Genomic DNA, 24,703 nt, shown 5'->3' with positions numbered 1-24,703 from the left:
CCCCCGCTCCCACAGCGACAGCCGGGGGCGAAAGTGCGTGACCTGCTCGCGGCGATCAGCGAACGCGAGACGGCGGTCCGCGCCGAGGCCACCCGGCTGCGCGCCGAGATCAGCCGGCTGGACGGGCAGCTCACCGCCGCCGAACACGCCCTCGAACGGCTCCAGATCACCCGCGAAACCGTGCTCGAACTGACCGGGACTCCCGACCCGGCCCCGCCACCGCCAGACGCCTACCGGAAGATCCTCGCCCTGTTCGATACCACCCCCGGCGGGCTACACGCCAAGGACGTCTGCCAGGCCCTGGGCACCRGCACCCAGCCCCGCCACATCGAAAGCACCCGCCACAAGCTCAAGCGCCTCGTCAGCCACCACATCCTCACCGAGCCCGAACCCRGCCTGTTCGTCCTGCCCGACGGACACCCCCACCCACAACCGACCCACCAGCCACAGCAGACCGAAACCTGACGACAACCGACGGAACGTCCTCTTAGAACATTCCCTACTCGGGCATCGACCGCCCCGAACGCGCCTACGAAGACGCTGAGCGGCCCGGCCCGGCCCGGCCCAGCTCGGGCGGGGAAGCTCAGGTCTCCCAGCCGGGATGGCTGCCGTCGTTGGTGAGTCAGGTTCACGGCGCCCGTGAACCTGCTCCCTCCGCGCGGCGGGGGCGACTACGCGGAGGGGGAAAACGGCGGGTGGTGGTTCCCGTGGTGGCCGCCGTGCAGGCGGACCGAGGCGGCGAGGTCGCCGTGCAGGTCCGCCAGTAGCCGGAGGAACTCGTCCGGGGCGTCGAGGATGAGGTGATGGTGGGCGCCGGGCAGCGTCACGAAGGTCGATCCAGCCGGCAGCACGGCACGCGCGTAGCCGGCTACCTCGTCGGTGACGACGAGGCTGTGTGCCGCGCGGACGAACCACACCGGCATCCGCAGCCGCGCCAGGCTCTGCACCACTCGGTCGTTGTCGACCGGCGGAAGCCCGCGCTGGTCGAACTTCCAGGTCCAGCCGTCGGCGTTCGCGCGCGGGCGCACGGCGTACTCGGCGATCGGGCGGACCACCTCGGCCGACGGTTCCTGCTGCGGTGGCCGCAGCCGGAACCGGGCGGCGGCGATCTCCCGCGAGGCGTAGACGAGCTCGCGCCCGGGCGGGAGCGACGCGATCCGCGGCGGTGGCGAGCCGGCCGGGCGGAGCATCGAGTCGAGCATGACGAGCCCGCCGAACCGGTCCGGGTGACTGGCCGCGGCGACGGCCGCGACCCGGCCGCCCATGCTGTGGCCGGCCAGCAGCGCGTGCCGGGATCCGACCGCGTCAAGCACCGCGATCAGCTCGGAGATCCACATGTCCACGTCGTAGCGGTCGCGGTGCCCGCTGTCGCCGTGCCCGCTGAGGTCGAGCCTGATCACACGCCAGCGCTCCTCCAGCGCCGGCAGCACCCGGTACCACCACTTGTGATGCGCCTGGTACCCATGCACGAGCAACAGGTCGCGGTTCCCCGACCCGGACACGGCGTACCGGATCGGCACGCCGTCCACCAGCACCTCGTCCGGCGGCGCGGTTGCGGACGCTGGCCGCCCGGCCTCCGTGAACGGTGCCGCCTCCGTGAACTGACCCGCCTCCGTGAACTGACCCGCCTGCGCGGACTGACCCGCCTGCGCTGGCACGGCCGTTCCACCGGTCACGCCGGTCTCGACCGGGCTCATCGCGCCTCCGACCCATCCATCTCGTGCGGTAGCCAGAACCAGCCGATTGTGGACCCGCCAGGTTGGCCGGGGCGCAAAGATGTGGCCAGAGCAGCAGTTCGACGGCCGAGCGGCCTTATGGCTCCCGCTCCACGGCCGACCCCTGTAAGGGGCAAGCCCCTGTCGCTCAAGTCCCCGCCGGCGGCCTGGCGGCAGCGCGGTTGTCGGTCCACGGGTCCCACGGGTCCACGGGTCCCACGGGTCCCACGGGTCCGGGTCCTATGGGTCCTATGGGTCCTACGGGTCCTACAGATCGTGAAGGGTCGGGGGGCGGCCTCGGTGGACCGTCGTGACCATGCTCTGCACGGAACGTTCGATCTGGTCCGCGGTGGGCGCGGGCGGTACCGGGTCGGTCCGGGCCGTCCCCTCGGCCCGGAAGGCGTCGAGGAGGTAGGCGGTGAAGCGGCGCCACGCGCCGGGCGCGGCCTCGCGGGTCGCGGCGGCCAGTCCGGCGTTGGCGAGCAGCAGGATGCCGATGTCGGCGGGGACGAAGTCGGGCCGTAAGGAGCCGTTCCGCTGGGCCCGGGCGACGAGTTCCTCCAGTTCCGCCTGGGCCTCGGCCTTGAGCTCCTCGACCGCGCTGGACGACGGGAACCGCAGGGTGATCAGGTCGCGCAGGCCCGCATCCGCCGCCTGCGCGCCGCAGAGGTACTCGATGAGCTCCCGGAAGCCCTCCCAGGGGCTCGGGTTCTCCAGCGCCCGGCCGACGGCGGTCCGGTAGTCGCGGATGTTCTCCTCGACGCTCGCCTCGAGCAGGTCGGCCCGGGTCGGGAAACGGCGGTAGAGCGTGGCGATGCCGACACCTGCCCGGCGGGCGATCTCCTCCAGGYCGACGTCGATGCCGCGTTCGGAGAACACCTCCCGCGCGGCCCGCAGTATGCGCTCGCGGTTGCGCTCGGCGTCGACCCGCAACACGGGGCCTGCCCGCCTGGTAGGCACGGCCGCCATCGCCTCGTTCCCGCCGAGTCGCGGACCGTCCATGTGACGAGCCTACCTTTCTATCTGGAGGCGATCCTCCGGTTACCCTGCTAGGGTTATCTGGAAGATCGCCTCCATTTGTACCGCTTCTGACGACTGCCACGTGCTCGACGAAGGGATGGCCGCCATGTCACAGCACGTCGTCGCCGACGATCAGCGGACTCGCTCCGCCTCGGCGACAGGCGCGACTGGCCGGCGAGGTAATCCCTGGTGGGCGCTGGTGAGCGTCGCCCTCGGCGTGATCATGGTTGGCCTGGACGGAACGGTCGTGTCGATCGCGAACCCGCGGATCGCCGAGGACCTCAACGCCTCGCTGACCGACCTGCAGTGGATCACCAACTCCTACCTGCTGGCCCTGGCGGCGCTGCTGATCTTCGGCGGCAAGCTCGGCGACCGTTACGGCCGCAAGCGGATGTTTCTCATCGGCGTGGTCGGGTTCGGCCTCTCCTCGCTGGCGATCGGCCTGGTCGGCAACATCGTCGGGATCATCGCGTTCCGGGCGCTCCAGGGCGCGTTCGGAGCCCTGTTGATGCCGAACACGCTCGCCATCCTGCGCGGCGCGTTCCCGCCCAAGGAGCTGAACCGGGCGATCGGGATCTGGAGCGGCGCCTCATCCGTCTCGATCGCCGGCGGGCCGATCATCGGGGGCCTGCTGGTCGAGCACGTGAGCTGGGAGTCGGTCTTCTACATCAACGTGCCGATGGGCGCGCTCGCGCTGGGGGTGGGACTGGCGGTGCTGCGCGAGTCCCAGAGCGAGAGCGTGCGGCAGCGCCACGACCTTCCCGGCATCCTCACCCTGTCGGGCGGCCTGTTCGGCGTCATCTTCGGTCTGATCAAAGCGTCCAGCTGGGGATGGACGGACGCGAAGACGCTCGCCTTCGTCTTCGGCGGCCTGGTCGTACTGGCGCTGTTCGTGGTGATCGAAACCCGCGTGTCCGCTCCGCTGCTGCCGATGCGGCTGTTCACGAACCGTTCGATCTCGGTGGGCAGCACGGTTCTTGTCATCAACTTCTTCGCGTTGTTCGGCGTGCTGTTCTTCGTCACGCTGTTCCTGCAGAACGTCCAGCACGTCTCGCCCATCGGGACCGGCGTGCACATCCTGCCACTGACCCTGGCCATGATGATCATGGGGCCGATCTCCGGCCACGTCACCGAGCGTTTCGGGCCCCGCCCGCCGATGGTGGTCGGGCTCACCCTGTCCGGGGTGGCGCTGCTCCTGCTGACCAGGCTCGAGACCGACTCCGGCTTCGGCGCGCTGTGGCCGTCACTGCTCATGCTCGGCATCGGGATGGGCCTGGTCATCACCGCGAGCGCGGAGGCGATCATCGGCAACGCGCCGGTGGACGACGCCGGGGTCGCCGGTGGCCTGCAGACCACGGCGCTGCAGCTGGGCGGGGTCATCGGCACCGCCGTGCTGGGCTCGGTGCTCAGCAGCCGCGTGGGATCGGTCCTGATCGACAAGCTGACCGGCGCCGGCGCTCCCACCGACGTCGCGAACGGCCTGACCGGCTCGAACGAGCTCATCAGCCAGGGAGTCGCGCCCCGGGTGACCGGCGCGTCGGAGTCGGTGCAGACCGCCGTGGCCACCGGCAGCCATGAGGCCTTCATCGCCGGTCTGCACACGTCACTTGTCGTCGCCGGCGTCGCGACACTCGTCGCGGCGGTGTTGGCGCTCCTGGTCCAACGAGGAAGCAACAGCGACGGCACCACCGTCGTCGTGCACTAGGAGGACCGGCCGGCCGGAGACCGTTATCCAATGAGCGGAGAGTTCCTCTCGTACCGCCGCTACTGACGCCCGACCAGTCCGTTTCCGTTGGCTGCCGGAGCGGCGTCCGCGGCGGCCGGCCGGCCGCCTGTCCATGGTTGACCTATCGCAGGGCGGTGGCGATGCGGCGCCACTCCTGTCGGGGGAAGGCCTTCCGGTCGGCGGGGAGGACCTGGAGGGTGACGTGGTCGGCTCCGGCGGCGCGATGCTCGTCGACCCTGCGCATGATCGCCTCCTCGTCACCCCAGGCGATCATCGCGTCGAAGACGCGGTCGCTGACCGAGGTCACCTCGTCGGCCGAGAAACCGAGCCGCAGCAGGCTGTTGGCGTAGTTCGGCAGGCTCAGATAGCCCCGCAGCCACGCGCCGCCGATCGCGTGCGCCTCGTCGGCGTCGGCGCACAGGATGACGGTCTGCTCGGGCAGTACGAGCGCCTGGGCGCCCAGGGCCTCCCGGACGCGGCGGGTGTGCTCGGGCGTGACGAGGTAGGGGTGCGCCCCGAGGGCCCGCCTCCCGGCGAGACCGACCATCTTCGGGCCGAGCGCGGCGAGGACCCGCTGGTCGACGGGCACCGGCGGGTCCTCGGCGTCGAGGCCGTCGAGGAACTCGCTCATCGCCGTCAACGGCCGCTGGTAACGGCCGGGCTCCGCCATGTCCACCGCCACGGCGTGACTGACGCCGATGCCCATCAGGAAACGATCGCCGTGCACGGCCGACAGCGAGGCGTACGCCTTCGCGGCGTCCGCGGGGGCGTGGTTCCACAGGTTCAGGACGCCGGTGGCCACGACCGTCCGCCGGGTGGCTGCCAGCAGGCGGTCGACGGCGGCGAACAGTGCTCCGCCCATGTCCGGGATCCACAGCGCGGTGAAGCCCAGCTCCTCCAGCTCGGCGGCGGCCTCGCTGGCCTCACCCGGATCACCGTAGTGCAGTTCCTGGCTCCACACCCCGACACCCGACAGCTCCATGCCACTCCCTCGCACTGTTTTTCTCCGCCAACCGACAGCACCAGCCAGCACTCCGTGACATGAAACGTGCACCGTGGGCGGTCGAAACGCCAGCGATGCCCGATATTCCACGCGCGGTGTCGGGCAGACTTGGGGGATGGCCGACGATGATCCGTACAGTTGGCTCGAGGACGTCGCCGGGGAGGCCGCGCTCGCCTGGGTGCGGGAGCGCAACGCCGAGACGTTCGCCGAGCTCACCCACTCCGCCGGGTTCGCCGCGCTGCGGGCGGAGATCCGCGAGGTGCTCGACGCGGACGACCGGATTCCCTATCCGGTCACGAGGGGCGAGTACCTCTACAACTTCTGGCGTGACGCCGCTCATCCGCGTGGCCTGTGGCGGCGCACCTCGCTGGCGTCCTATCGCGACGCCGCCCCGGACTGGGAGGTCGTGCTCGACGTCGACGCGCTCGCCGGGCGCGAGGGCGAGAACTGGGTGTGGCACGGCGCGCGGGTGCTGCGGCCCGGCCATCGGCTGGCGCTGGTCCAGCTCTCCCGCGGCGGCGCGGACGCCAGCGTCGTCCGCGAGTTCGACCTGGTCGCCAGGTCCTTCGTTGACGATGGCTTCTTCCTGCCCGAGGCCAAGAGCGCGATCGGCTGGATCGACGAGGACCGGGTCTACGTCGGTACCGACTTCGGTGAAGGTTCTCTGACGGCGTCCGGCTACCCGCGTGTGGTCAAGGAATGGCGGCGCGGCACGCCGCTCGACGATGCCGTCACGGTGTTCGAGGGCGAGCCGGATGACGTCTCGGCCGGTGCCTCCCACGACCCGACCGAGGGTTTCGTGCGCGACTTCGTCTACCGCAGCGTCGACTTCTACCGCACCGAGCTGTACCTGCGTAACCCGACCGGGCTGGTCCGCATCGACGTTCCGGACGACGCGCACACCTCGATCCACCGGGACTGGCTGCTCATCACCCCTCGGTCCGAATGGGCCGTGGGCGAGAACGTCTATCCAGCGGGTGCCCTGCTCGCGGCCAACTTCGACGCGTTCCTCGAAGGACGGCGAGAGCTCGCGGTGCTCTTCGAGCCGGACGAGCACACCTCGCTGGACTACCACGCGTGGACTCGCGGCCATCTGATCGTCGCGACGCTGCGGGACGTGAAAAGCCGGTTCACCGTGCTCACTCCGACAGTGGAGGGCTGGGCGACGGTGCCGCTGGCCGATCTCCCGGACACCGGCTCGGCCTACATCTGCGACACGAATCCCGACGTCGACGACGAGTACTACCTCAACGTCAGCGGCTACACCCAGCCGGCGACCCTCTACCGCGGCGACATCGGCGCCGAGCCGKAGATCCTCAAGCAGGCGCCGGAGTTCTTCCTCAGCGAGGGCCACACCGTCAGCCAACATTTCGCGGTGTCCGACGACGGCACCCGCGTCCCGTACTTCGTCGTCGGTACCGGAAAACCCGGGCCGACGCTGCTCTACGGGTACGGCGGCTTCGAGGTCTCGCTCACCCCCAGCTACAGCGGCACCGTCGGCCGTGCCTGGCTGGCGCGCGGCGGGACCTACGTCGTCGCCAACATCCGCGGTGGCGGGGAGTACGGCCCGGACTGGCATCAGTCGGTCGTCCGGGAGAACCGGATGCGTGTCTACGAGGACTTCGCCGCCGTGGCCAGGGACCTCGTCCACACCGGCGTCACGACGCCGGCCCAGCTCGGCATCGAGGGCGGCTCCAACGGCGGCCTGCTCATGGGCGTCATGCTGACCCGCTATCCGGAGCTGTTCGGGGCCGTCGTCTGCTCGGTGCCGTTGCTCGACATGCGCCGCTACCACCTGCTGCTGGCCGGAGCCTCGTGGCAGGCCGAGTACGGCGACCCCGACGATCCCGCCGACTGGGCGTTCATCAAGGAGTACTCGCCGTACCAGAACGTCCGCGCCGACCGCCGCTATCCGCCGACGCTCATCACCACGTCGACCCGGGACGACCGCGTCCACCCCGGGCACGCCCGCAAGATGGTCGCGCGGCTGAGCGAGCTCGGCCACGACGTCCGTTACTACGAGAACATCGAGGGTGGTCACGGCGGCGCCGCCGACAACGAACAACTGGCCCACAAGACGGCTCTGACCTACGAGTTCCTCTGKCGCACCCTCGGCGCCGCCCCGGCCTTTGTCGGATAGCACGGCGGGGCCGGGCGGGAGGAGGAACGAGGGCGCGATCAGCTGTCCGGAGCGAGCGTGAGCGTCACCTGGAGGGACGATCCGAGCCCGTTCGTGAGCTCGGACCGCAGGGGAGTGCCGCCCTCCCTCGCGGCCTTGATGGCGTTCTCGGTGTCCGGGTCGGCCAGGACGATGGTGATGATGACCTTGTTCGCGTCCGCGGGAGCGCCGGCGAAGGTGGCGCGCCACTCGATGGGATCATTCTCGGATCCGGTGGCGTCGTTCTCGTTCAGGGGCTCGGTCAGCGGACGCAGCTCGGACGCGCCATCCGGCCGGAAGATCTCGGCGACCGCCTCGACACGCTGACCAGAAGACGACCGCCCCTTCTGCAGCCAGCGGATGAAGACCGCCGTGGACAGGGTGCGGACCCGCACGGTGCCGGTCGAGTCGACGCGTGTCTGCTCCACCCGCAGGTCCGACAGGGTCGGCGCCGCGGGGTGCGGGCCCGCGCTTCGACCGTGCGGGCCCCCGAGCAGGAAATACGCTCCCACCGCGACGGCCAGCATCGCGCAGGCGACTCCCGCGGCGAGTATGGCTCGCCTGGGGCGTGGCCGTTGCCGGGTGATCGAGAAGATCTCGTTGACGCCCGCCTTGAGATGAAGGACGGGGGTGCCCCAGAGGACACCGTCGCTGCTGCGCAGAGCCTTGCGAGCGGCGGTGACCGAGGCCTCCACCGGCAGGCCGGCCGCGATCGTCTCGTAGAACTCACGGGCGAACACGACCGACGCGGCGTCGGTGACCTCGAACTGCATCGCGACGGCGGCCGGTACCCCTTGCCTGATCAGCGCCTGGGCCACCCCGGCGAACGGGTCCGCGCTGGTCGCGCGTGCGCCCTCGCAGGCGTTGAGAACGGCGAGCCGGAGCGTGCGGTGGTCACCGAGCAGCTGGGCGAGTTCGGTGCCGGAGACGGCGCGCGCGAGACGGTTGGCGCCCTCGAACACCAGATGCCCGTCCCCGGTCGCGTCGTCCCCGCGTACGCCGTGGCCGATGTAGTGGAACACGTGGTACGTGCCGTCCCGCAGCGCGTCCTGCAGGTCCTCCAGCGTTCCGCCGGAGGTCTTCGACACCTCGACGGGGTAGCCGTGGGCGTGGCTGGCGCGTAGTGCCCTGCTGAGTCGTCTCACCTCCGCGGCGGCGTCCACGCGGTGGTAGTCGACCGGGCTCGCCACATGCACCAGGAGGCGCAGCGGCCCGGCGACCGCCAGCGGTGGCGGCACGCGGGCTCCGTTGAGCCCACGCACGAGCGGCGTCCATTCCGACAGCGCGAGAAAGCCGCCGTCCTCCTCGCCGAACATGAACTCCCACGGCAGGTCGCTCAGCTCCGGGCAGGCCTCGAGCCGCAGCCTGATGCGCAGCCCGGCGCCGGCGCTCTCCGCGGCTCGCCGGCTGGCGCGCAGCGCGGACCGGACCTCGTCGTGGAACAGGGAGGTGAACAGCGCCGAGCCGAACTCGCGGGCCTCGTTCTCGGCGTCGCCCAGACGGCCCGTGGACGACCGACGTGGGCTGGCCAGATGGCTCAGAAACCGGGTGAGCTCGGGGGAGGACGACCTGAGCGTGACCGGCGCGGTCCAGACACCGCGCCGCGGGTCGGTGTATCGGAGCAGATAGTGGTCGTCGTCGTCGCGCCGAAGGACCATCTCGAAGTCTCGATAGGTCCGCACGTGGGCGTCGACCGGTGCCGGTGGCCGCGTTGGTGCTGGGCTGGGCCGCGGCTGTCGCTGAGGCTCCTTCGAGGGCCGCGGGACCGCCTCGGCGGGGGGATCGGCGCTACGTCGCGCGGCCGGGCGCCGCTGGGGGTGGTCCGTCGACGGCGTCCCAGGGAACGCGGGCTTCCGTCCGGGAAAGCGAGGCTTGGCGGTCGGGCGAGCGTTCCCCTTCAACGCCTGGGCGATGCCGGTCGGCAGGCGTTTCTCGGCCTCCTGGGCAGTGACGTCGAACAGGTCGATCGAGGTGACGTTCTCGAACAGGCCGGTCATGGGGACGTTCTCCACCCTGATCGGAATCACGGCGTTCCGCACACCGGCGCGGTCGCCGGGGACGCTCCGTCCGACCTGTTCCCCATCCGAGTGGAGATACGTCTCCGAGACGACCGCGATCGTCCGTTCGGCGTGCCGCAGCGCCTTGTCGATGACGTCCAGCAGGTTCATTCCCGCCACGGCCTGCCAGCCGGGGTTCGTCAGCGAGTACCCGGCGCTCTCCAGCTGCCAGGAGATCCAGTCGGCCCAGTCCCGGTCCGCCTCCGCATTGGCGATGAAGAACTGCGTGCGGCCGGGCGCCGCCGGCCGAGGACGACGCCGGTCGGATTCCTCTCCCTCGGCCGGCGTGCTCACGAGACCCGGACTCCGTGCGAGCGTGGGTCGAAACCGGTCGGCCACCGGGTCGACCCGTCGGCGGAGGCGCCGGACAGCTGGGCGCCGGTCAGGTCGGTGAACCGCAGGTCGGCGCCCTCCAGATGCGCGCCGGTCAGGTTGGCGCCCACCAGCTTCGCCGTGTGCTGCGTCGTGCCGGTCGGCGCGGTGAACGAGACGCTCCCCATCTTCGTGCCGCTCAGATTGGCTCCGGTGAGGTCGACACCGTCGAGCTGCGCGTGACTGAGATTGGTCGTCCTGTCGACGTTGGGGCTGAGGTCGGCATTGGTCATTATCGCGTCTGAGAGCCGGACATATTCCAGGTTGCAGCCGCGCATCGCCGTGCCGGACAGGTTCGCGTTCCGCATACGGGCGTACTGCAGCACGTCGCCGTTCAGGCTGCCGGCGGAGAAGTTCGCCGAGTTCAGGTCGGAGTTCCCCAGATGCGAGTCAGTGATCAACTGGCCGGCGAGGTTCGGATGCAGGCCCTTCCACGCACGCAGGTCCATGCGTTCCATGGCGATGGTCCCTGGACCGAAGCTCCCGCATCCTGTGTCACTCAGACCGTTGAGTGCGGCATAGCCGTCGGGGGTCCTGACACTGAGATCCGCGATGTTGATGCCCTGGTGCCGGTCGCTTTCGGCGTTCCAGCGCAGGGATCCCTTGGCGAAGTCCTGCAGGTCGCCGCACACGTTCTGTTTCATCCCGGGTTCGTCGCGGGCCAGGCCCAGCAGGGCACGCACGCCGGCGCGTCGTTCGTTCGGGTCCGTCGCCGTCAGCTGCCGCTCGGCGGTGGTCAGCCGTTCCTCCGGATCCTTTGCCGGCTGCGTCGTACCCGTGCCGCCCGGGCCGGGCTCCGAGGCGGTGGAGGTGTTCCCTGACAGCACGACGGCGACCACCGCCACGGCGGCGACGATCACGACCAGGGCCACCGCGATCACGGCCGCTGGCGCCCAGTGGGCCCGTCGACGCGAGCGCTCCCCGGCTGGCGCCGCGGCGAGTGCGTCCAGGCCGAGGCGCGTCCTGGCCGATCGGCCCGCGCCCGGTCCGGCTCCGGCCGGCGCGGGTGTCGGCGCCGGCATCGGGTCGTACGGGCCTTCCCAGCCGGAGACCCCACGGTCGTCGGACGTACGGCCAGGTACCGGGCCGCTCGCCGTGGAACCCACGGTGGAAGTGGGATATGTGGTGAGCAGCCGCGCGATCACCTCGTGGTCCGCGGACCGCCGGGTGAGCGCGGTGAGCAGCTTCGTGTACGGCGCGTCGATCGCGCCGTCGTCGAACTCGTGGAAGATCCGCCGCCAGGCCTGGTCCGGCGGGCCGTCGATGTCCGGCCGGGACCGGCTGGGAAAGCCGATCTCGTCGAGGACCCGCTCGATCTCGTCCTGCGTGTCGGCCAGTTCGACGGCCGCGTCACGCAGCGCGTTGCGGTCGAGGACGGTGATGGGAATGTCCATGAGTGGCATGGGGCTGTCCTTTGAGGCGCCGCCTGGCGTCGGCCGCGGCGAGTGGCTGATGGGACGGTCTGGGCGGATCGCGGCCGTCGACCGGCGGGCGGCACCCGGCACAGGGCCGGCCACGCGACGGGCCGCACGCGCCGCCGCTACGGGCACGCGCCGCCGCTACGGGCACGCGCCGCCGCTACGGCACGCGCCGCGCTAACGCGGCGGTGGGACCATGCGCAGGACCTGGGCGACGGCCTCCTCGGAGACATGGGTCTGGTCGACGCCCTGCGCGAGCACCAGGCGGTGGGCGAGGACCGGCACGGCCAGTTCGGCGACGTCCTCGGGCCGGACGTAGTCGCGTTCCCGCGACGCGGCGTAGACCCGGGCCGCCCGGGCGAGCGCGACCGTGCCGCGTGGGCTCGCGCCGACGGCGATCCGCGCGGCCGCGCCGTCCACCCCGCGACCGCCGTCGTCCGCGATGACGCGGGTCATTCTGGTGATCTCCGCGATGTACCGGGAGAGCGGCGACGTGATCAGAACTCGGGCACGGGCCAGCTTCGCCATGGCGACGACGTCGGGGGCGCCGAGGACGGGCGGTACCAACGGCATCGACGGCGCGGCGGGCGCCTGGGAGTCCTCCTGCAGGATCGCCAGCTCGTCGTCGAGGTCCGGATAGCCCATGCTGATCCGCATCAGGAACCGGTCGAGCTGGGCCTCGGGCAGCGCGTACGTACCGGCGGTGTCGAGCGGGTTCTGCGTGGCCAGCACGATGAAGGGGTCGGGTACCGGCTCGGTCTCGCCGCCGAGGCTGACCTGCTGCTCCTCCATCACCTCGAGCAGGGCCGACTGGGTCTTCGGTGACGCCCGATTGATCTCGTCGGCGATGACGACGTTCGCGAAGACGGGGCCGCGCTCGAACCGGTAGGTCCTCGCCTCCCGGTCGTAGACCGTCCTGGTGGTGATGTCCGTCGGCAGGAGGTCAGGCGTGAACTGGATGCGCCTGACCTCGGAGTGGATCGAGTTCGCCAGCGCCTTGGCCAGCTTGGTCTTGCCGAGCCCCGGGGTGTCCTCTATCAGCAGATGGCCCTTCGCGAAAAGACACACCAGGGCGAGCTCCACCTGCTCAGGCTTTCCGTGGATGACCTGTTCGATGTTGCTCGCGACCTTACGAAAGTTTGTCGCGAACCCGGTTATGTCCATTTCCGCTGAACCCCCGTGACAGACGTGAAGGAGAACGAGACGACAGGTGGGAGAGGCGACGGCCGCGCCGCCGGGCCCGGTCGGCGCGAAGACGCGCCCTGACGGTCCTGACGAACRCATCCCGCCGTCGCCAGGCCATCACCGCGTGGTCGGGCCGGGCGGACTGCCCGGCGTACAGCAGCGCCGCCATGGCCGAGGCGAGCACGTTCAGGTCCGTGGCGGCCGTCGCGCCGAACTCGACCGACGCCTGGCGGATGATGGCCGTGGCGTTCGCGTGGGTGGGCACACCCCGGCCGGCCCGGTCGAACGCGTCGACGGAGTCCCGCCACGCGGCGACCACCCGGTCGGAAGGTGAGCCGCCAAGCCGCGCCCGGCGGCGGGCATGCCACCGCGACAGCGACCGGACAGCCCGTCGACCGGCCCACACCAGGGCCAGGAACACCACCAGCGCGAGCACCGCGACCAGCGCCAGCAGCGCCCGGTGACCGGTCCGCGCCGACTGGTCACCATCCTGGACCGGTCCGGGCGGGAGCGTCCCGTCGCCGTCGCCGTCGCCGTCGGTGTCCTTCCCCGAGCCCCCGCCGCCGTTCCCGGGACCCCCGCCGCCGGAACCCTCTCCAGGCGGCGGCGCGGCGGCGTGGTCCTGCCGGACGTCCCCGGGGTCGGTCGAGCCGGGATGCAGCGGCATCCAGCCGACTCCGCCGCCGAGGTGGACCTCGACCCACACCCTGGCGTCGGCCCCGGTCACAGTCACGGTCGTCGCCGACGCGGAGTGCGCCTGTCGGCCTCCGGCGCCGGCGTGGCAGCCGGTCGTGGCCGCGRCCGGCGTGGATGCCGCTGGGGTGGCCGGGGCCGCGGCCGGGGTGGCCGGCACCGCTGTGCCCGCCGCCGCCGCTCCGTCGGCGCAGAAGCCGACGACGACGCGGGTGAGCAGGCCGATATCCCGTCCGGCCAGGGCGTACGCGACCGCGAACTGTTCGGCGGTGCCGCGCCTGCTGGTGGCGAACTCGGCGAGCCGGGAACAGCTGTGCCCGGCACTGGCCTCCGGGTCGCCGGCCGTGCCCTGGGCGACCGGCGTGAACCTCTCGTTCAGCTCCGTCAGCAGCGCTCGGCTGGCGTCGCGGCGCTGGTTCGCCCGAACCTTGTCGCTCAGCTCCCGCCGGACCCGCGCCGGCAGGAGGCTGAACACCGCCTTCGCGCAGCCTTTCCGCGTGGCGTCGGTCGTGGCACGGCCCCCGGCGGGAAACACGTCGGTGGTGCCGGCCATCGAAGCCGGGAGCACCGACGTGAGCGTGTAGGCGCGCGCCTGCTCGTCCGGCCGCGCCAGCGTCGCCGTGTCCGCGTCGATCCAGATGTCCCGCGCGGCGCCCAGGGACACCGGCCGGTCAGCTGTCGGCAGGAACCGCGCCAACGGGTCCAGGATCGTGATCTGGCGGGTGACGGGGCTGGCCGAGGAGCCCACGCCCGTCGCGAGTGGGGACGGGCCGTCGGCCACGGGTGGCACCGTCGGCCCGGCGAGGCGGAAGGGGCCGGACGGCAGCCAGGTGTCGCCATCGATCCTGGTGAGGGTGGCGAGACGCCAGTCGCGGCCGTCGGTGCCGTCGTCACCACCACTCGCGGTGAAGACCGGACTGGCCGGGTCGGCCACCCAGCGGGCATAGTCGTCGAGTGCGTCGTCCGCGATCGTGACGCGGTCCGCCAGGTGGTCTCGGGGATCCACCGAGGTCGTCCTGGCGAACACGCACACCGCGCCCACCAGAGCCGTCAGCGCCGCGAGACCCAGCCAACGCGCCCGCCGCCGCGTCCTTCCGCGACCGGCCAGGGATGGCTCGGAGCGCTGGGAGGGGCGCCGGGACCTCCGCGCCGAGGGCGTAGGCCGCTCGTACCCCGCCGCTGCTCCTGGCGCCGGCGAGGGCGACGGCGACCACGGCTCGCCGGTCGCGTCAGCGGCTCGCCGTGGCCGAGGCAAGCGGATCATTTCTGTCGTGCCCGCCCGCTCGGATCGGGCGGACACGGCGAGCTGCCCGAGCGCCGTCACGAGCAGCGCGGCCGCGGTGACCAGGTGGAACCGCCGGGACGGCACGGACAGGCAGACCCCGAGCATCCACACCGACACTGCCGGGATGAGCCGGACCGCGGGCCGCCGGTCCGCCGCGACGAGTACCGCGCCCGAGGTGGCGGCGAGCCACACCAGGATCGCCGGCACGACCAGCACGTCCGGTCCCGCCGGCGCCGGCGGCAGGAAGGCGAGCAGGCGCGGGACGAGATCGGCGAGCCGGGTGGGCAGCGGGTCCGGTGGGCCGGCCGTGCCGCCGGTGGCCGTGGCCAGCCACACCACGGCCCCGACGACGCCGGCGACGCCGGCGACGCCGACCAGCGCGTGCGGGACGAAGCGGGAGCGCGACGGCCGGCGCCCGCGGCGCGCGGCCGCCGCGACCAGCAGCGTCGGCACGGCCGCGCACCCCACGGCGACCGCGACCGGCCGCGGGCCGGCGATCGCGGGCAGGAACGCCAGCCCCGCGCTGGCGGCGGCCGCCGCCGAGCAGGCATACGAGATCAGGGCGCCGATACGCCGGCCGGGGCGCCGCCGCTCGCCGGCCGAACCGGCCGTAGCCGTCGCCGTCGCCGAGGTCGTGGGTGGCGCCGTGATCGTGGGTGGCGCCGTGATCGGGAGTGTCATGGGCGGCCGCCGCGCTGAGCGTGCAGGCCTGGCCAGAGGTCCGCCAGTTTCGACACGTCCGAGATCTCGACGACGGCCATCCGCCCCGTCGCCAGGACCGCGTTGGCGGCGTGACCGGCGGGGCGCACATGTACGACGGTCGTGTTGGTGAACCGGCGGGCCAAGGCGTCGAACGTCGACGCGGGGACCGTCTCGTGGCCCCCGGTGACGACGACCAGACTTCCCAGCGCACCCTCACGCAGGTGCGCGGCCCCGAGCGCCGGCGGCCCGTGGTCGTCGTCGGCCAGAACCTCGCTGAGCAGCTCGAGCATGCTGTCGGTCGTCTCGGGGAGCCCGGCGGCCGGCCACGTCACCTGACCGCGGACGGCCAGCGTCACCGGGAAGTCGCGGGCGATGAACCCGGCGAGCACGGACGCGGCGACGTCGACGGCGTCCTCGAACGCGGCCGGCCGCTCGCCGCCGCCGTAGACCCCGGCGCGGGTGTCCAGCAGCACATGCCCGGACGGCACGCCCGGGTCGACGAACGTACGGACCAACAGCTCACCGGTGCGCGCCACCGACGGCCAGTGCATCCGCCGCGGGTCGTCTCCCGGCACGAACTCGCGCAGCGTGTCGAACGCCGCGCTGCCGTCGCGCAGGACGGAGTGATCCGGTCCGTCGAGCTGCCGGAACCGGGCGGACGGCGGGGGAGCCAGCCGCGCCAGGCGCGGGACGACTCGGACCGTCGCCGCCACGTCCGAAGACGACAGAGCCGAAGACGACAGAGCCGGAGACGACAGGGGATGGGACCCGCGCGCCAGGCCCATCGGGTCGGCGCGCACGAGCTCCACCGGGCCCACTCGGTGCCGGCCCCGAACGCTGGCGGGAATGGTCGCGGTCCCCTGGAAACCGTCACCCGACCGCCGGCCCGTGAACGCCATCTCGACCCGCGCGAGCGATCCGAGCACCGCGACCCGGCCGGCGGCCCACGGCGAACGCCCGGAGGTGAGAACGTGAACCGTGATCCGCACGGTGTCGCCCCGCGCCGGGCGTGACGGCTCGACGGCGAGTTCGGCGCGTGCTCGTCCACCGGCAAGCACGACGCCGGCCGCGACGGCCAGCAGCCCGGCGAGACCGCCGCCGAGCAGGACGAACGACGGATAGCCCAGCAGCGCGCCAGCGCCGGCGACCGTCAGGGCGAGGACGGCCACCCCCCGCCCGGCAGGGCTGATCGACGGAAGAACCATTCCTCCTCCTCTCAGCCCGACGGCTGGGTCGCCCCAGCGGGCGTGTGGGCGACTGGCGGCGGCGACGATGCCGGCGGTGGCGCGGGCGGAGTGGATGCCACCGGCGGCGTGGAGCTCGTCGACGGCGGTGGCGACGCCTCCCGCGGCGGTGTTCCCTGTGGCGACGTGGGCGGTGAGGACGCCGGCCCCGAGGAGGTGGGCGGGGGCGGCGACGTGGGCGTCGGTGACTGGCGGTCGACCAGCAACCCGCCGATGGTGTGGGGAACCGGGCTCAGCGCGCCCCACGCTCCGGCGGAGATCGGGTCCCTTTCGCCCGGCGGCCCGATCGCGGCCGCCAGGCGGCCCGCCGCGGCGCCAGCGGCGCAGACGACCTCGACGGGTTCGGGCGCGTCGTAGTACAGGCCGTCCCCATTCAGCGAAATCCTCAGCGCGAACCCTCCGGCCCGTACCTCACCCTGGAGATAGCGCTCCCCTTCCCCGCTCGGCGGTCGGCTGATTACGAAGAAACGCTCACCGGGACGGGCACCGGAGATTGCGCCCGACATGGACATCGAGGCCGCGAACTGCCGCACGACAATCGTCCCGCCATTCGGGACGGACTGGCCCTTGATCTGAAACGCGCCCGCATTGGCCGAGCAGCTGGCGGAACCCGGGCCGTCGTCTGGTCCAGACGGACCGGTTCCCGGCCCAGTGCTCTGAGGGCCGCCGGTTCCCCCGTTACCGGGACCACCTGTTCCGGGTCCACCTGTGGGGTCACCGGTCCCGGTCGCGGGACCGCCTGAAGGATTTCCGGAGCCGGTCCCAGGACCCCCTGAAGTGCCACCTGTGCCGGTTCCGGGACCCCCTGAAGTGCCACCTGTGCCGGTTCCGGGACCGTCCGCGGAGCTATCGGAACCAGTTCCGGGGCCGGGCGTGCCGGCCCCGTTCTCCGGAACGCCGGCTGACGGGTTCCGACCGGACGGCCCCGGAACTGGGAGTGGCTCGGCCGGGTTTCCTGGCCCGGAGGTGCCTTCGCTCGGCTTGGCGCTCTCAGTCCCGCCGCCAGCGGGACCGGGGCTCGGCGCGCCGCCCGACGGCGGTGCGGGCGGGGGCGCAGTGACTGTCTGACCAGGAAGGACGGTCGGGCCCGGCGTCGGGCTCGGACTGATGGACGTCGGACTGGCGGAGGTCGGACTGACGGATGGCGGTGGCGACGCCGTCGGCGACACCTCTGGAGACTGGTCTCCCGCTGATGGGAGGACAGAGGCAGAGACGAAGGGATTGTCGGCGTTGACCATCTTCACGTCGTGACTTCTGACGGCGAGGACGGCGAGAGCCGCTATGACCACAACCGGGCAGGCAACTGCCGCGACCAGGTCCCCGCGCGTGCGCGGCCGATTCATAGCCGTGGGTGCGAGCCGCAACCGACAAATGAGCAGACTAAATAGAGATACATCGCGAAGCCCCCGTGCTTCGTGTAACTGATTAAAATGTTTGCTTAGCGCCAGCTCTGGTGGCCGGCCGCCGGCCCGCGAATCGTTGAGCGGACCGCTGGCGATGCCAAGTTCGACCGCCGTGCGCGGTTCACCCTGTATAGCACCCTATGCAATACATGTCGACGCGGCGGCGCCGGAGGTGCCGGCGGCGGCTCGATGTCGTGGAAGCACAGCTCAAGCCGGGCGCCCAGCTGTCGCGGTTGGGACGCCGGCAAGAAGTGTCTAGGCCTCGTGGTGATCTCGACTGTGAGGTTCGGGCTCGGGGGTCCGCTCGCCGCGGGGCCGATTCCCGGCGCACGGTGCGATGYCCGACTGTGCCGCCGCGAGATAGGCGAGGACGGCGTCGCGGTTGTGCGTCAGACAGTCGATCCGCTGCTGGATACGCGCGATCTCGTCCCGGAGGAGTTCGGCGGTGTGCGGGCTGAGGTTCTCCGGCAGCAGGTAGATGTGGTCGGGGCGGTCCAGGTACGGCAGGATGATGCGGATGATCTCGGTGGTGAGGCCRCAGTCGAGYAGGMCGCGGATCTGTTTCACGCGTTCGACCGTCGACTCGGAGTAGGTGCGGTACCCGTTGTCGGTCCGTTCAGGGCTCAGTAGACCCTGCTCTTCGTAGTAGCGGAGCATCCTGGCTGGGACGCCGGTGCGCCGCGAAACGTCGCCGATTCTCATGGTGTCTCGCCGTCATGGTGTCGCGCTGCCTCGGACGCGGCATCTGGGTGACCAGGGCCACAGTTGCMATCACATTGATGTGAACGTTTGAGCATCGTCGCATGTCCATGTTCGAGGTACGCGGGGCGTCGCCGACGGGTGAGATGTCCTCGGGCGGCGGCGGGCCCTGGGCTACGCGGGCGCCCCGGGAGGGTGGGCAGGCGCCCCGCCCGGCGGGACTTCCCTGGGCCGGGCTGCTGGCGCTCACGGCGGCGGCCTTCGTCGCCGTGGCCACCGAGCTGCTCCCGGCCGGGCTGCTGACCAGGATGAGCGCGGACCTGCGCGTGTCCCGAGCCAGCGTCGGTTTTCTGGTCAGTGGCTACGCGGCCGCGTCGTGCCTGGCGGCCATACCGCTCGCCGCGCTGTTACGGGGCTTTCGCCGCCGCCCGGTGCTGGTCGGCGCGCTTGCAGCGTTCGGGCTCTGCGACGCTGTGACCGCCTTCTCCGGCAGCTATCCGCTCACGTTCGCCGCCCGGCTGCTGGCTGGCGTGGCGGGCGGGGTGAGCTGGGGAATGCTCGCTGGCTACGCCGCCAGGATGGTCCCGGCCGAGCGCCAGGGCCGGGCGATCGCCGTCGTCCTCGCCGGAATCACGATCGCGTCCGCGGCGGGCATTCCGGCCGGCGCCGCGCTGGCCGCCGTCGCCGGATGGCGTGCCAGCTTCACCGTGCTCGCCGCGTTGGCGCTGGTTCTGGCGGCCTGGGTGATCTGGCGCGTTCCGGACTTCCCGGGGGAGCCGGCCACCGAGCGCGTCCCGGTGCGGCGGGTCGTCGTGACTCCCGGCCTGCGCCCGGTGTTCGCGGTGACCCTTTTCCTCCTGCTGGGCCACCAGTCGGTGTACACGTACATCTCGCCCCTGGCACAGTGGTCGCGATTCGGCGACGTCGGCGTCGCGCTGTTCGTCTTCGGCGGCGCGACGGTCGTCGGCGTCTGGGCCGCGGGGCTGYTGGTGGACCGGCATTCCCATCCGATGCTGCTGGTGGCACTCTGCCTCATCGCGGCGGCGATGATCGTCATGGGAACTCTTGGGCGTGTGCCCGCTGTCCTGCTCGTCTCGGTCGCCACGTGGGGCGCGGCGTATGGCGCGGCGCCGACACTGCTGCAGGCGGCGGTGGTCAACGCCTGTGGCGCGGACAAGGCCGACGTCGCCACCTCCATACAGACCACCGTGTTCAACCTCGGTATCGCGGGCGGCTCGCTCACCGGCGGCATCGTGCTCGAGCGTTCCGGGGCAGGAACGCTGCCGTGGGCCGCGCTCGCGCTGATCACCGTGGCCACGATGAGCGCGGTCGCCGCGGCGGCCTCGCGCCGCAGGGCGACCAGCGGCCCGGCCGTCTCCGGCATCAAAGGCTTCAAGGACTCCACTCGACGATCGGCGGACGCCTGACGGATTCACCGGTCAGACAGGCGCATGCATCAGACAGGCGCATGCGGGTTCGGCTGGGCGCTCCCGGCCGTCTCTCTCGACGGTGTTTTCCCGGTCCACGCGCCCTCACCCAGCAGCGCCCGCGGGCCGGCCGCCGCGGATAAGCGCGACGATCCGCGACGGCCGGCCCGGGCGAACACCACCAAGCCGGCTGGCCTTGCCGTGCCGACGGCTCGACGGCTAGGCCGATTCGGTGGGCAGGCCAGCCGCCACCCAGTCCTCGATGCCCTCGCGGTACTTGCGGACGTTGGAGTAGCCGAGCGCGGTGAGCCGGTCGGCGACCTGCCCGCTGTTCGGGCAGGCCGGGTTGGTGCAGTAGGTGACGATGGCGGCGTCACGGTCGGGCAGCAGGGCGGTCGCCTCGGCGCCGACCTCGGCCAGGACCAGGGGCAGCGCGCCGGGCAGGTGCTGCTGTGCGTAGTACTCGCCGCCCAGCGCGTCGATGACCGTCACGTTGCCGGCGTCGATCGCCGCCTTCAGCTCGTCACGGGTGATGAGTGCAGTCATGCCACTACCTCCAGAGAATCGGACTATAGTCCGGTTGTGCAGCAGAACCTTAGCGGACCGCAGTCCGGTTGTGCAACACCGTTGGAACTGCTTCGGACCCCGCCTCCCAAGGAACGAGCTGACGCGGCGCGCAACCGGGCGGCCGTGCTGGACGCGGCCGCCCGGCTGTTCGCCGAGCATGGGGTGGCGGCGGTCTCCATGGACCAGATCGCGGCCGCCGCCGGGGTCGGCAAGGGCACGCTCTTTCGCCGCTTCGGGGACAAGGCGGGCCTGGCGGTCGCACTGCTCGACACGCGGGAGCAGGAGCTGCAGGAGGCGATCCTGCACGGGCCGCCGCCGCTCGGCCCCGGAGCACCGTCCTCCGAACGGCTCCCCACGTTCGTCGACGCATACCTCGGCTACCTGCTGGAGCACCTGGACCTGGTACGGATGTCGGAGACCGCCGCACCCGGCGCCCGCTACCGGATCGGGGCCTACCGGTTCTGGCACCGGCACGTGGCGATCCTGCTGGATGGCGGACCCGACCCGGACCACGCCGCGCACGCCCTGCTCGCCGCGCTGGCCGCCGAGCATGTGGCCGCACTGCTGCCGGAACTCGGCGAGTCACGCATCAGATCGGGCCTGCGCCGCCTCGCCGAGAGCCACTCGGGACCCTGAGCCTCCGAACCAGCTGGAAGTGCATGAACACCGGCTGTGCTGGCGGCACCGCTGACCCAGCGGAGGGCGCCCCGGCGCCCGACCGCGTTCCGCGGGGCGGTGTGGATCTCGGCGTTCCGCGGGGCGGTGTGGATCTCGGCGTTCCGCGGGGCGGTGTGGATCTCGGCGTTCCGCGGGGCGGTGTGGATCTCGGCGTTCCGCGGGGCGGTGTGGATCTCGGCGTTCCGCGGGGCGGTGTGGATCTCGGCGTTCCGCGGGGCGGTGTGGATCTCGGCGTTCCGCGGGGCGGTGTGGATCTCGGCGTTCCGCGGGGCGGTGTGGATCTCGGCGTTCCGCGGGGCGGTGTGGATTGTGACCACCGGCTACGACGAGCGCGAGGTCGCTGACGGCTACTGACCGTTGGCGGCGGGGTCGCTTCGCCCGCGGGTGCCGGCGGCCTGGTCGAGGGCTCGGCTGATCCGGTCGAAGGCGGACCGGAGGATGGCCATGTCGGCTGGGTCGACCGCGTCGAAGACGAGGGATCGAACGCTCTCGGCGTGCCAGGGCGCGGCCGCCACGAGCTTCTCGTATCCGGCCGGGGTGAGGACCGCGTTGGTGAAACGGCCGTTGTCGGGGTCCGGCTCTCGCCGCAGATAGCCACGCGCCTCGAGCCGGGTGACGAGATGYGACAGCCGGGACAGCGACGCGTTCGTGACGGCGGCGAGCCGAGTCAGGCGCATCGTGTGCCCGTCRTGCTCCGAGAGCATCGCGAGCGCGTGGTACTCCATCCAGTTCAGGTTGGCGTGGTACTGCAGGTCGCGTTCCAGCCTGGCGGGGAGCATGGTCAGCACCCGGGCCATCGCCATCCACTCCTCGAGCTCACGAGCGTCGAGCCAGCGAGGCTCGACGTCGGGCGGCCACTCCGCGGGTGCCGAGCCGGCGGACCCGGTGCTGGACCTGTCCATGCTCATGCTCACATCCTAGCTGACTTGACGGTTCAAGTTGCGCTGTCTAGCTTTGACTTGAACATTCAAGTCAAGCGGTCGTGGCGCAGGTGCCCGACCCTCTAGATCAAAGGATCGACGCGTGACCAGGATTGGGATCATCCTCGGCAGCACTCGTCCCGGCCGCAACGGCGAGCCGGTGGCGAAGTGGGTCCTCGAATCGGCGAGCACGCGTACCGACGCGACGTTCGAGCTCATCGACCTCGCCGACTACCCRCTGCCTCACCTGGATGAGCAGTTTCCCCCCGCGATGGGGCAGTACCAGAACGCGCACACCCAGGAATGGGCCGCGACGATCGCGCGTTTCGACGGGTTCATCTTCGTGACCCCGGAGTACAACCACTCCACGACCGGCGTGCTCAAGAACGCGATCGACTACCTGTTCGCGGAGTGGAACAACAAGGCACTCGGCATTGTCTCCTACGGCTCGGTCGGCGGGGCGCGCGCGGCCGAGCACCTGCGCCTGATCGCCGGCGAGCTGAAGATGGCTGACGTGCGGACGCAGGTCGCGCTCTCCTTGTTCACCGACTTCAAGGACTTCCGTACGTTCGCCCCCGGCGAGCACCAGGCGGCGTCGCTTTCCACGCTGATCGACGAGGTCGTCGCGTGGAGCGACGCACTGGCGCACCTTCGCGCCTGATGTCCCATGTACCAGGGGGAGTCGGCATGTCCGCACCACCCGCGTCGTCATCACCCGCGTCGTCGTCGGCCCTGGATCCCGCCGGCCTGACGTTCGGCCTGAACACGTTCGGAGACGTGACCGTCGACCCGTCGGGCACCCCTCTTGGCCATGCGGAGACGATCCGCAACATCGTGGTCGAGGGCGTGCACGCGGAGGCCTTCGGGATTGACTTCTTCGGCATCGGCGAGCACCACCGCGACGACGAGCCCCTGGGCGCGCCGGACATCGTCATGGCCGCGATCGCGGYGCGTACCCGGCGAATCCGTGTCGGCTCGGCGGTCACGGTGCTCAGCACCGATGACCCGGTACGGGTCTACGAACGGTTCGCGACGCTCGACGCCGTATCCCACGGCCGCGCGGAGATCATTATCGGCCGCGCCTCCAGCACCGAACCGTACCCGTTGTTCGGATACGAGCTCGCGGACTACGAACTCCTGTCCGAGGAGAAGACCGATCTGTTCGCCCAGTTGCTCACGGAGAAGCCCATCAGCTGGACGGRCACGACGCGGCCGCCACTGCGGGACCTTTCCGTCTACCCACGTACGGAGTCCGGTCTGCGTGCCTGGCTCGGTGTCGGCGGAAGCACCGCGTCCGTGCTGCGGGCGGCCCGACACGGCCTGCCCCTGATGATCGCGATCATCGGTGGATCACCTGGCCGGTTCCGTCCGCTGGCGGACCTCTACCGCCGCGCCCTCGCCGAGTCCGGGCAGGCCGCGCTACCTGTCGGTATTCATTCTCCCGGCCATCTCGCGGACAGTGACGACGAGGCATTCGACGAGATCTGGCCGCACTACGACGCGAAGATCCGGACCGTCGCCCGCGAACGCGGATTCCGTCCGCCGACCCGTGAACAGTTCCGCCACGAGGTGGGGCCGGCGGGCAGCTTCTACGTCGGCTCACCTGAGACCGTCGCGCGTAAGATCGCCGCTGCCGTCCGCGCGCTCGGCGCGGCCCGGTTCGATCTCAAGTACGACATGGGCGGCCTGCCGCATCCGGCCCTGCTCCGTTCCATCGAGCTCTACGGCACGGCTGTGATCCCGCGCGTGCGGGAACTGCTCGCCGACGGCTGACACACCGGCTCGGAGTTACCAGCTCGGACATACCGGCTCCGGGCCCGTTCCTCACGATGCGGGGCCGCGGGGGTGGCAGACCGCGAAGGGCGCCGCGCTGCCGCTCCAGTACGTCACGCGTCCCGACCAGAGCGGGACGCAGTTGTCGGTGGTCAGAGCTCGGACAGCAATTCCGTCGTCGATACCGTTGCCGAAGCACCAGTCGTAGTAGACGTAGGCATCGTGTGACGTCCCCTATCCGTCAGGATGAGATGAGTCAGGCAGTAGCTATCATCTTGTGACCTGGGCGGGTAGGGAGAGGAAGATCGTGACGATGGCAGTGCCGGCTGGGCGGGGCCTGGTCGATGATGTCCGTGTGGACGAGCGTGAAGGTGGTGGCCGGCGGCCGGACCCTGAGGTCGAGCCGAAGGCGCGGCGGCGGTCGTTCTCGGCGGYGTACAAGCTGCGGATCCTGAACGAGTACGAGGCGGCGCCGGACGGTCAGAAGGGCGCGATCCTGCGGCGGGAGAATCTGTACTCGGCGCATATCGTGGAGTGGCGTAAGGCCCGGGAGGCCGGGGCGTTGGCGGGCCTGTCGAAACCGAAGGGCCGCCCTCCGGTCGATGACCGGGACAAGGAGTTGGAGAAACTCCGTGCGGAGAAAGCCAAGCTGGAGAAG

Annotated in this window: 20 protein-coding genes and 1 pseudogene; 10 read left to right on the top strand and 11 right to left on the bottom strand. The window is 71.3% G+C overall.

Annotated features, from left to right (window positions below; all coding sequences use genetic code 11):
• Positions 1-465: hypothetical protein (locus BL253_RS36685; protein WP_476644141.1), on the top strand; the 465-nt coding region annotated here is incomplete at its 5' end.
• 206 nt (positions 466-671) lie between these two features.
• Here the strand turns inward: BL253_RS36685 and BL253_RS36680 are convergent.
• Positions 672-1,697 carry an alpha/beta fold hydrolase gene (locus BL253_RS36680; protein ID WP_076822511.1) on the bottom strand — a complete coding sequence of 342 codons (1,026 nt, stop codon included), beginning with the start codon at positions 1,695-1,697 and terminating at the stop codon, positions 672-674.
• A 285-nt stretch (positions 1,698-1,982) separates the two neighbouring features.
• Positions 1,983-2,717 carry a TetR/AcrR family transcriptional regulator gene (locus BL253_RS36675; protein ID WP_076822509.1) on the bottom strand — a complete coding sequence of 245 codons (735 nt, stop codon included), beginning with the start codon at positions 2,715-2,717 and terminating at the stop codon, positions 1,983-1,985.
• A gap of 124 nt (positions 2,718-2,841) precedes the next feature.
• On the opposite strand from BL253_RS36675, the gene BL253_RS36670 reads away from it, so the two are divergent.
• Positions 2,842-4,440, top strand: a complete 1,599-nt coding sequence (locus tag BL253_RS36670; protein ID WP_076822516.1) for an MFS transporter — start codon at positions 2,842-2,844, stop codon at positions 4,438-4,440.
• Between the two features lie 142 nt (positions 4,441-4,582).
• Here the strand turns inward: BL253_RS36670 and BL253_RS36665 are convergent, their stop codons facing one another.
• Positions 4,583-5,443 carry a TIGR03620 family F420-dependent LLM class oxidoreductase gene (locus BL253_RS36665; protein ID WP_076822507.1) on the bottom strand — a complete coding sequence of 287 codons (861 nt, stop codon included), beginning with the start codon at positions 5,441-5,443 and terminating at the stop codon, positions 4,583-4,585.
• A 136-nt stretch (positions 5,444-5,579) separates the two neighbouring features.
• Between BL253_RS36665 and BL253_RS36660 the strand changes: the two genes are divergently transcribed.
• Positions 5,580-7,604, top strand: a complete 2,025-nt coding sequence (locus BL253_RS36660; protein ID WP_076822505.1) for a prolyl oligopeptidase family serine peptidase — start codon at positions 5,580-5,582, stop codon at positions 7,602-7,604.
• Positions 7,605-7,642: 38 nt separating this feature from the next.
• Here BL253_RS36660 and BL253_RS36655 read toward each other — a convergent pair whose 3' ends face one another.
• From BL253_RS36655 to BL253_RS36635, 5 genes are all read right to left on the bottom strand, one after another.
• Entirely contained in the window at positions 7,643-9,973 is a 2,331-nt protein-coding gene (locus BL253_RS36655) for a CHAT domain-containing protein (RefSeq protein WP_076822504.1), read from the bottom strand.
• Positions 9,970-11,454 (bottom strand): pentapeptide repeat-containing protein, encoded by a 1,485-nt coding sequence (locus BL253_RS36650; RefSeq protein WP_081439058.1) that lies wholly within the window; start codon positions 11,452-11,454, stop codon positions 9,970-9,972. The genes BL253_RS36655 and BL253_RS36650 overlap by 4 nt, the downstream gene beginning before the upstream one ends.
• Positions 11,455-11,646: 192 nt before the next feature.
• Positions 11,647-12,633 (bottom strand): AAA family ATPase, encoded by a 987-nt coding sequence (locus tag BL253_RS36645; RefSeq protein ID WP_076822515.1) that lies wholly within the window; start codon positions 12,631-12,633, stop codon positions 11,647-11,649.
• Positions 12,599-15,313 (bottom strand): transglutaminaseTgpA domain-containing protein, encoded by a 2,715-nt coding sequence (locus BL253_RS36640; RefSeq protein WP_076822501.1) that lies wholly within the window; start codon positions 15,311-15,313, stop codon positions 12,599-12,601. The genes BL253_RS36645 and BL253_RS36640 overlap by 35 nt, the downstream gene beginning before the upstream one ends.
• A complete protein-coding gene (locus BL253_RS36635; protein WP_081439057.1) occupies positions 15,310-16,539 on the bottom strand; it encodes a DUF58 domain-containing protein in 1,230 nt (409 codons plus the stop codon). The genes BL253_RS36640 and BL253_RS36635 overlap by 4 nt, the downstream gene beginning before the upstream one ends.
• A gap of 42 nt (positions 16,540-16,581) precedes the next feature.
• Between BL253_RS36635 and BL253_RS36630 the strand changes: the two genes are divergently transcribed.
• Positions 16,582-16,935 (top strand): hypothetical protein, encoded by a 354-nt coding sequence (locus BL253_RS36630; RefSeq protein WP_158230497.1) that lies wholly within the window; start codon positions 16,582-16,584, stop codon positions 16,933-16,935.
• 1,301 nt (positions 16,936-18,236) lie between these two features.
• On the opposite strand, the gene BL253_RS36625 is transcribed toward BL253_RS36630, so the two are convergent.
• Positions 18,237-18,683, bottom strand: a complete 447-nt coding sequence (locus BL253_RS36625) for a MerR family transcriptional regulator (protein ID WP_076822495.1) — start codon at positions 18,681-18,683, stop codon at positions 18,237-18,239.
• Positions 18,684-18,784: 101 nt separating this feature from the next.
• Between BL253_RS36625 and BL253_RS36620 the strand changes: the two genes are divergently transcribed.
• Positions 18,785-20,107, top strand: coding sequence for an MFS transporter (locus BL253_RS36620; RefSeq protein ID WP_076822494.1), 1,323 nt, complete (start codon positions 18,785-18,787; stop codon positions 20,105-20,107).
• A 219-nt stretch (positions 20,108-20,326) separates the two neighbouring features.
• Here the strand turns inward: BL253_RS36620 and BL253_RS36615 are convergent, their stop codons facing one another.
• Complete coding sequence (locus BL253_RS36615; protein WP_076822492.1) at positions 20,327-20,653, bottom strand: rhodanese-like domain-containing protein; 327 nt, start codon at positions 20,651-20,653, stop codon at positions 20,327-20,329.
• 81 nt (positions 20,654-20,734) lie between these two features.
• On the opposite strand from BL253_RS36615, the gene BL253_RS36610 reads away from it, so the two are divergent.
• Positions 20,735-21,310, top strand: a complete 576-nt coding sequence (locus BL253_RS36610) for a TetR/AcrR family transcriptional regulator (RefSeq protein WP_076822490.1) — start codon at positions 20,735-20,737, stop codon at positions 21,308-21,310.
• 36 nt (positions 21,311-21,346) lie between these two features.
• Positions 21,347-21,706, top strand: coding sequence for a hypothetical protein (locus tag BL253_RS36605; RefSeq protein WP_076822489.1), 360 nt, complete (start codon positions 21,347-21,349; stop codon positions 21,704-21,706).
• On the opposite strand, the gene BL253_RS36600 is transcribed toward BL253_RS36605, so the two are convergent.
• A complete protein-coding gene (locus BL253_RS36600) occupies positions 21,700-22,260 on the bottom strand; it encodes a MarR family winged helix-turn-helix transcriptional regulator (RefSeq protein ID WP_198946538.1) in 561 nt (186 codons plus the stop codon). The genes BL253_RS36605 and BL253_RS36600 overlap by 7 nt on opposite strands.
• A gap of 115 nt (positions 22,261-22,375) precedes the next feature.
• Between BL253_RS36600 and BL253_RS36595 the strand changes: the two genes are divergently transcribed.
• The 3 genes and pseudogenes from BL253_RS36595 to BL253_RS43215 form a co-directional block, all read left to right on the top strand.
• On the top strand, positions 22,376-22,933 hold the full coding sequence (locus BL253_RS36595) for an NADPH-dependent FMN reductase (protein ID WP_076822485.1): 558 nt from the start codon (positions 22,376-22,378) through the stop codon (positions 22,931-22,933).
• Positions 22,934-22,959: 26 nt separating this feature from the next.
• Complete coding sequence (locus tag BL253_RS36590; RefSeq protein WP_081439056.1) at positions 22,960-24,045, top strand: LLM class flavin-dependent oxidoreductase; 1,086 nt, start codon at positions 22,960-22,962, stop codon at positions 24,043-24,045.
• 355 nt (positions 24,046-24,400) lie between these two features.
• A pseudogene (locus tag BL253_RS43215) lies at positions 24,401-24,703 on the top strand (hypothetical protein); the annotation flags it as partial.

This window comes from Pseudofrankia asymbiotica, from assembly GCF_001983105.1.
Lineage (GTDB): Bacteria > Actinomycetota > Actinomycetes > Frankiales > Frankiaceae > Pseudofrankia > Pseudofrankia asymbiotica.
This window is presented reverse-complemented; position numbering and strand designations above follow the sequence as displayed.

Coding starts and splice junctions, on each gene's coding strand:
- BL253_RS36680 (WP_076822511.1), bottom strand. CDS start 1,697: ATGAGCCCGGTCGAGACCGGCGTGACCGGTGGAACGGCCGTGCCAGCG.
- BL253_RS36670 (WP_076822516.1), top strand. CDS start 2,842: ATGTCACAGCACGTCGTCGCCGACGATCAGCGGACTCGCTCCGCCTCG.
- BL253_RS36665 (WP_076822507.1), bottom strand. CDS start 5,443: ATGGAGCTGTCGGGTGTCGGGGTGTGGAGCCAGGAACTGCACTACGGT.
- BL253_RS36650 (WP_081439058.1), bottom strand. CDS start 11,454: ATGCCACTCATGGACATTCCCATCACCGTCCTCGACCGCAACGCGCTG.
- BL253_RS36645 (WP_076822515.1), bottom strand. CDS start 12,633: ATGGACATAACCGGGTTCGCGACAAACTTTCGTAAGGTCGCGAGCAAC.
- BL253_RS36635 (WP_081439057.1), bottom strand. CDS start 16,539: ATGGTTCTTCCGTCGATCAGCCCTGCCGGGCGGGGGGTGGCCGTCCTC.
- BL253_RS36615 (WP_076822492.1), bottom strand. CDS start 20,653: ATGACTGCACTCATCACCCGTGACGAGCTGAAGGCGGCGATCGACGCC.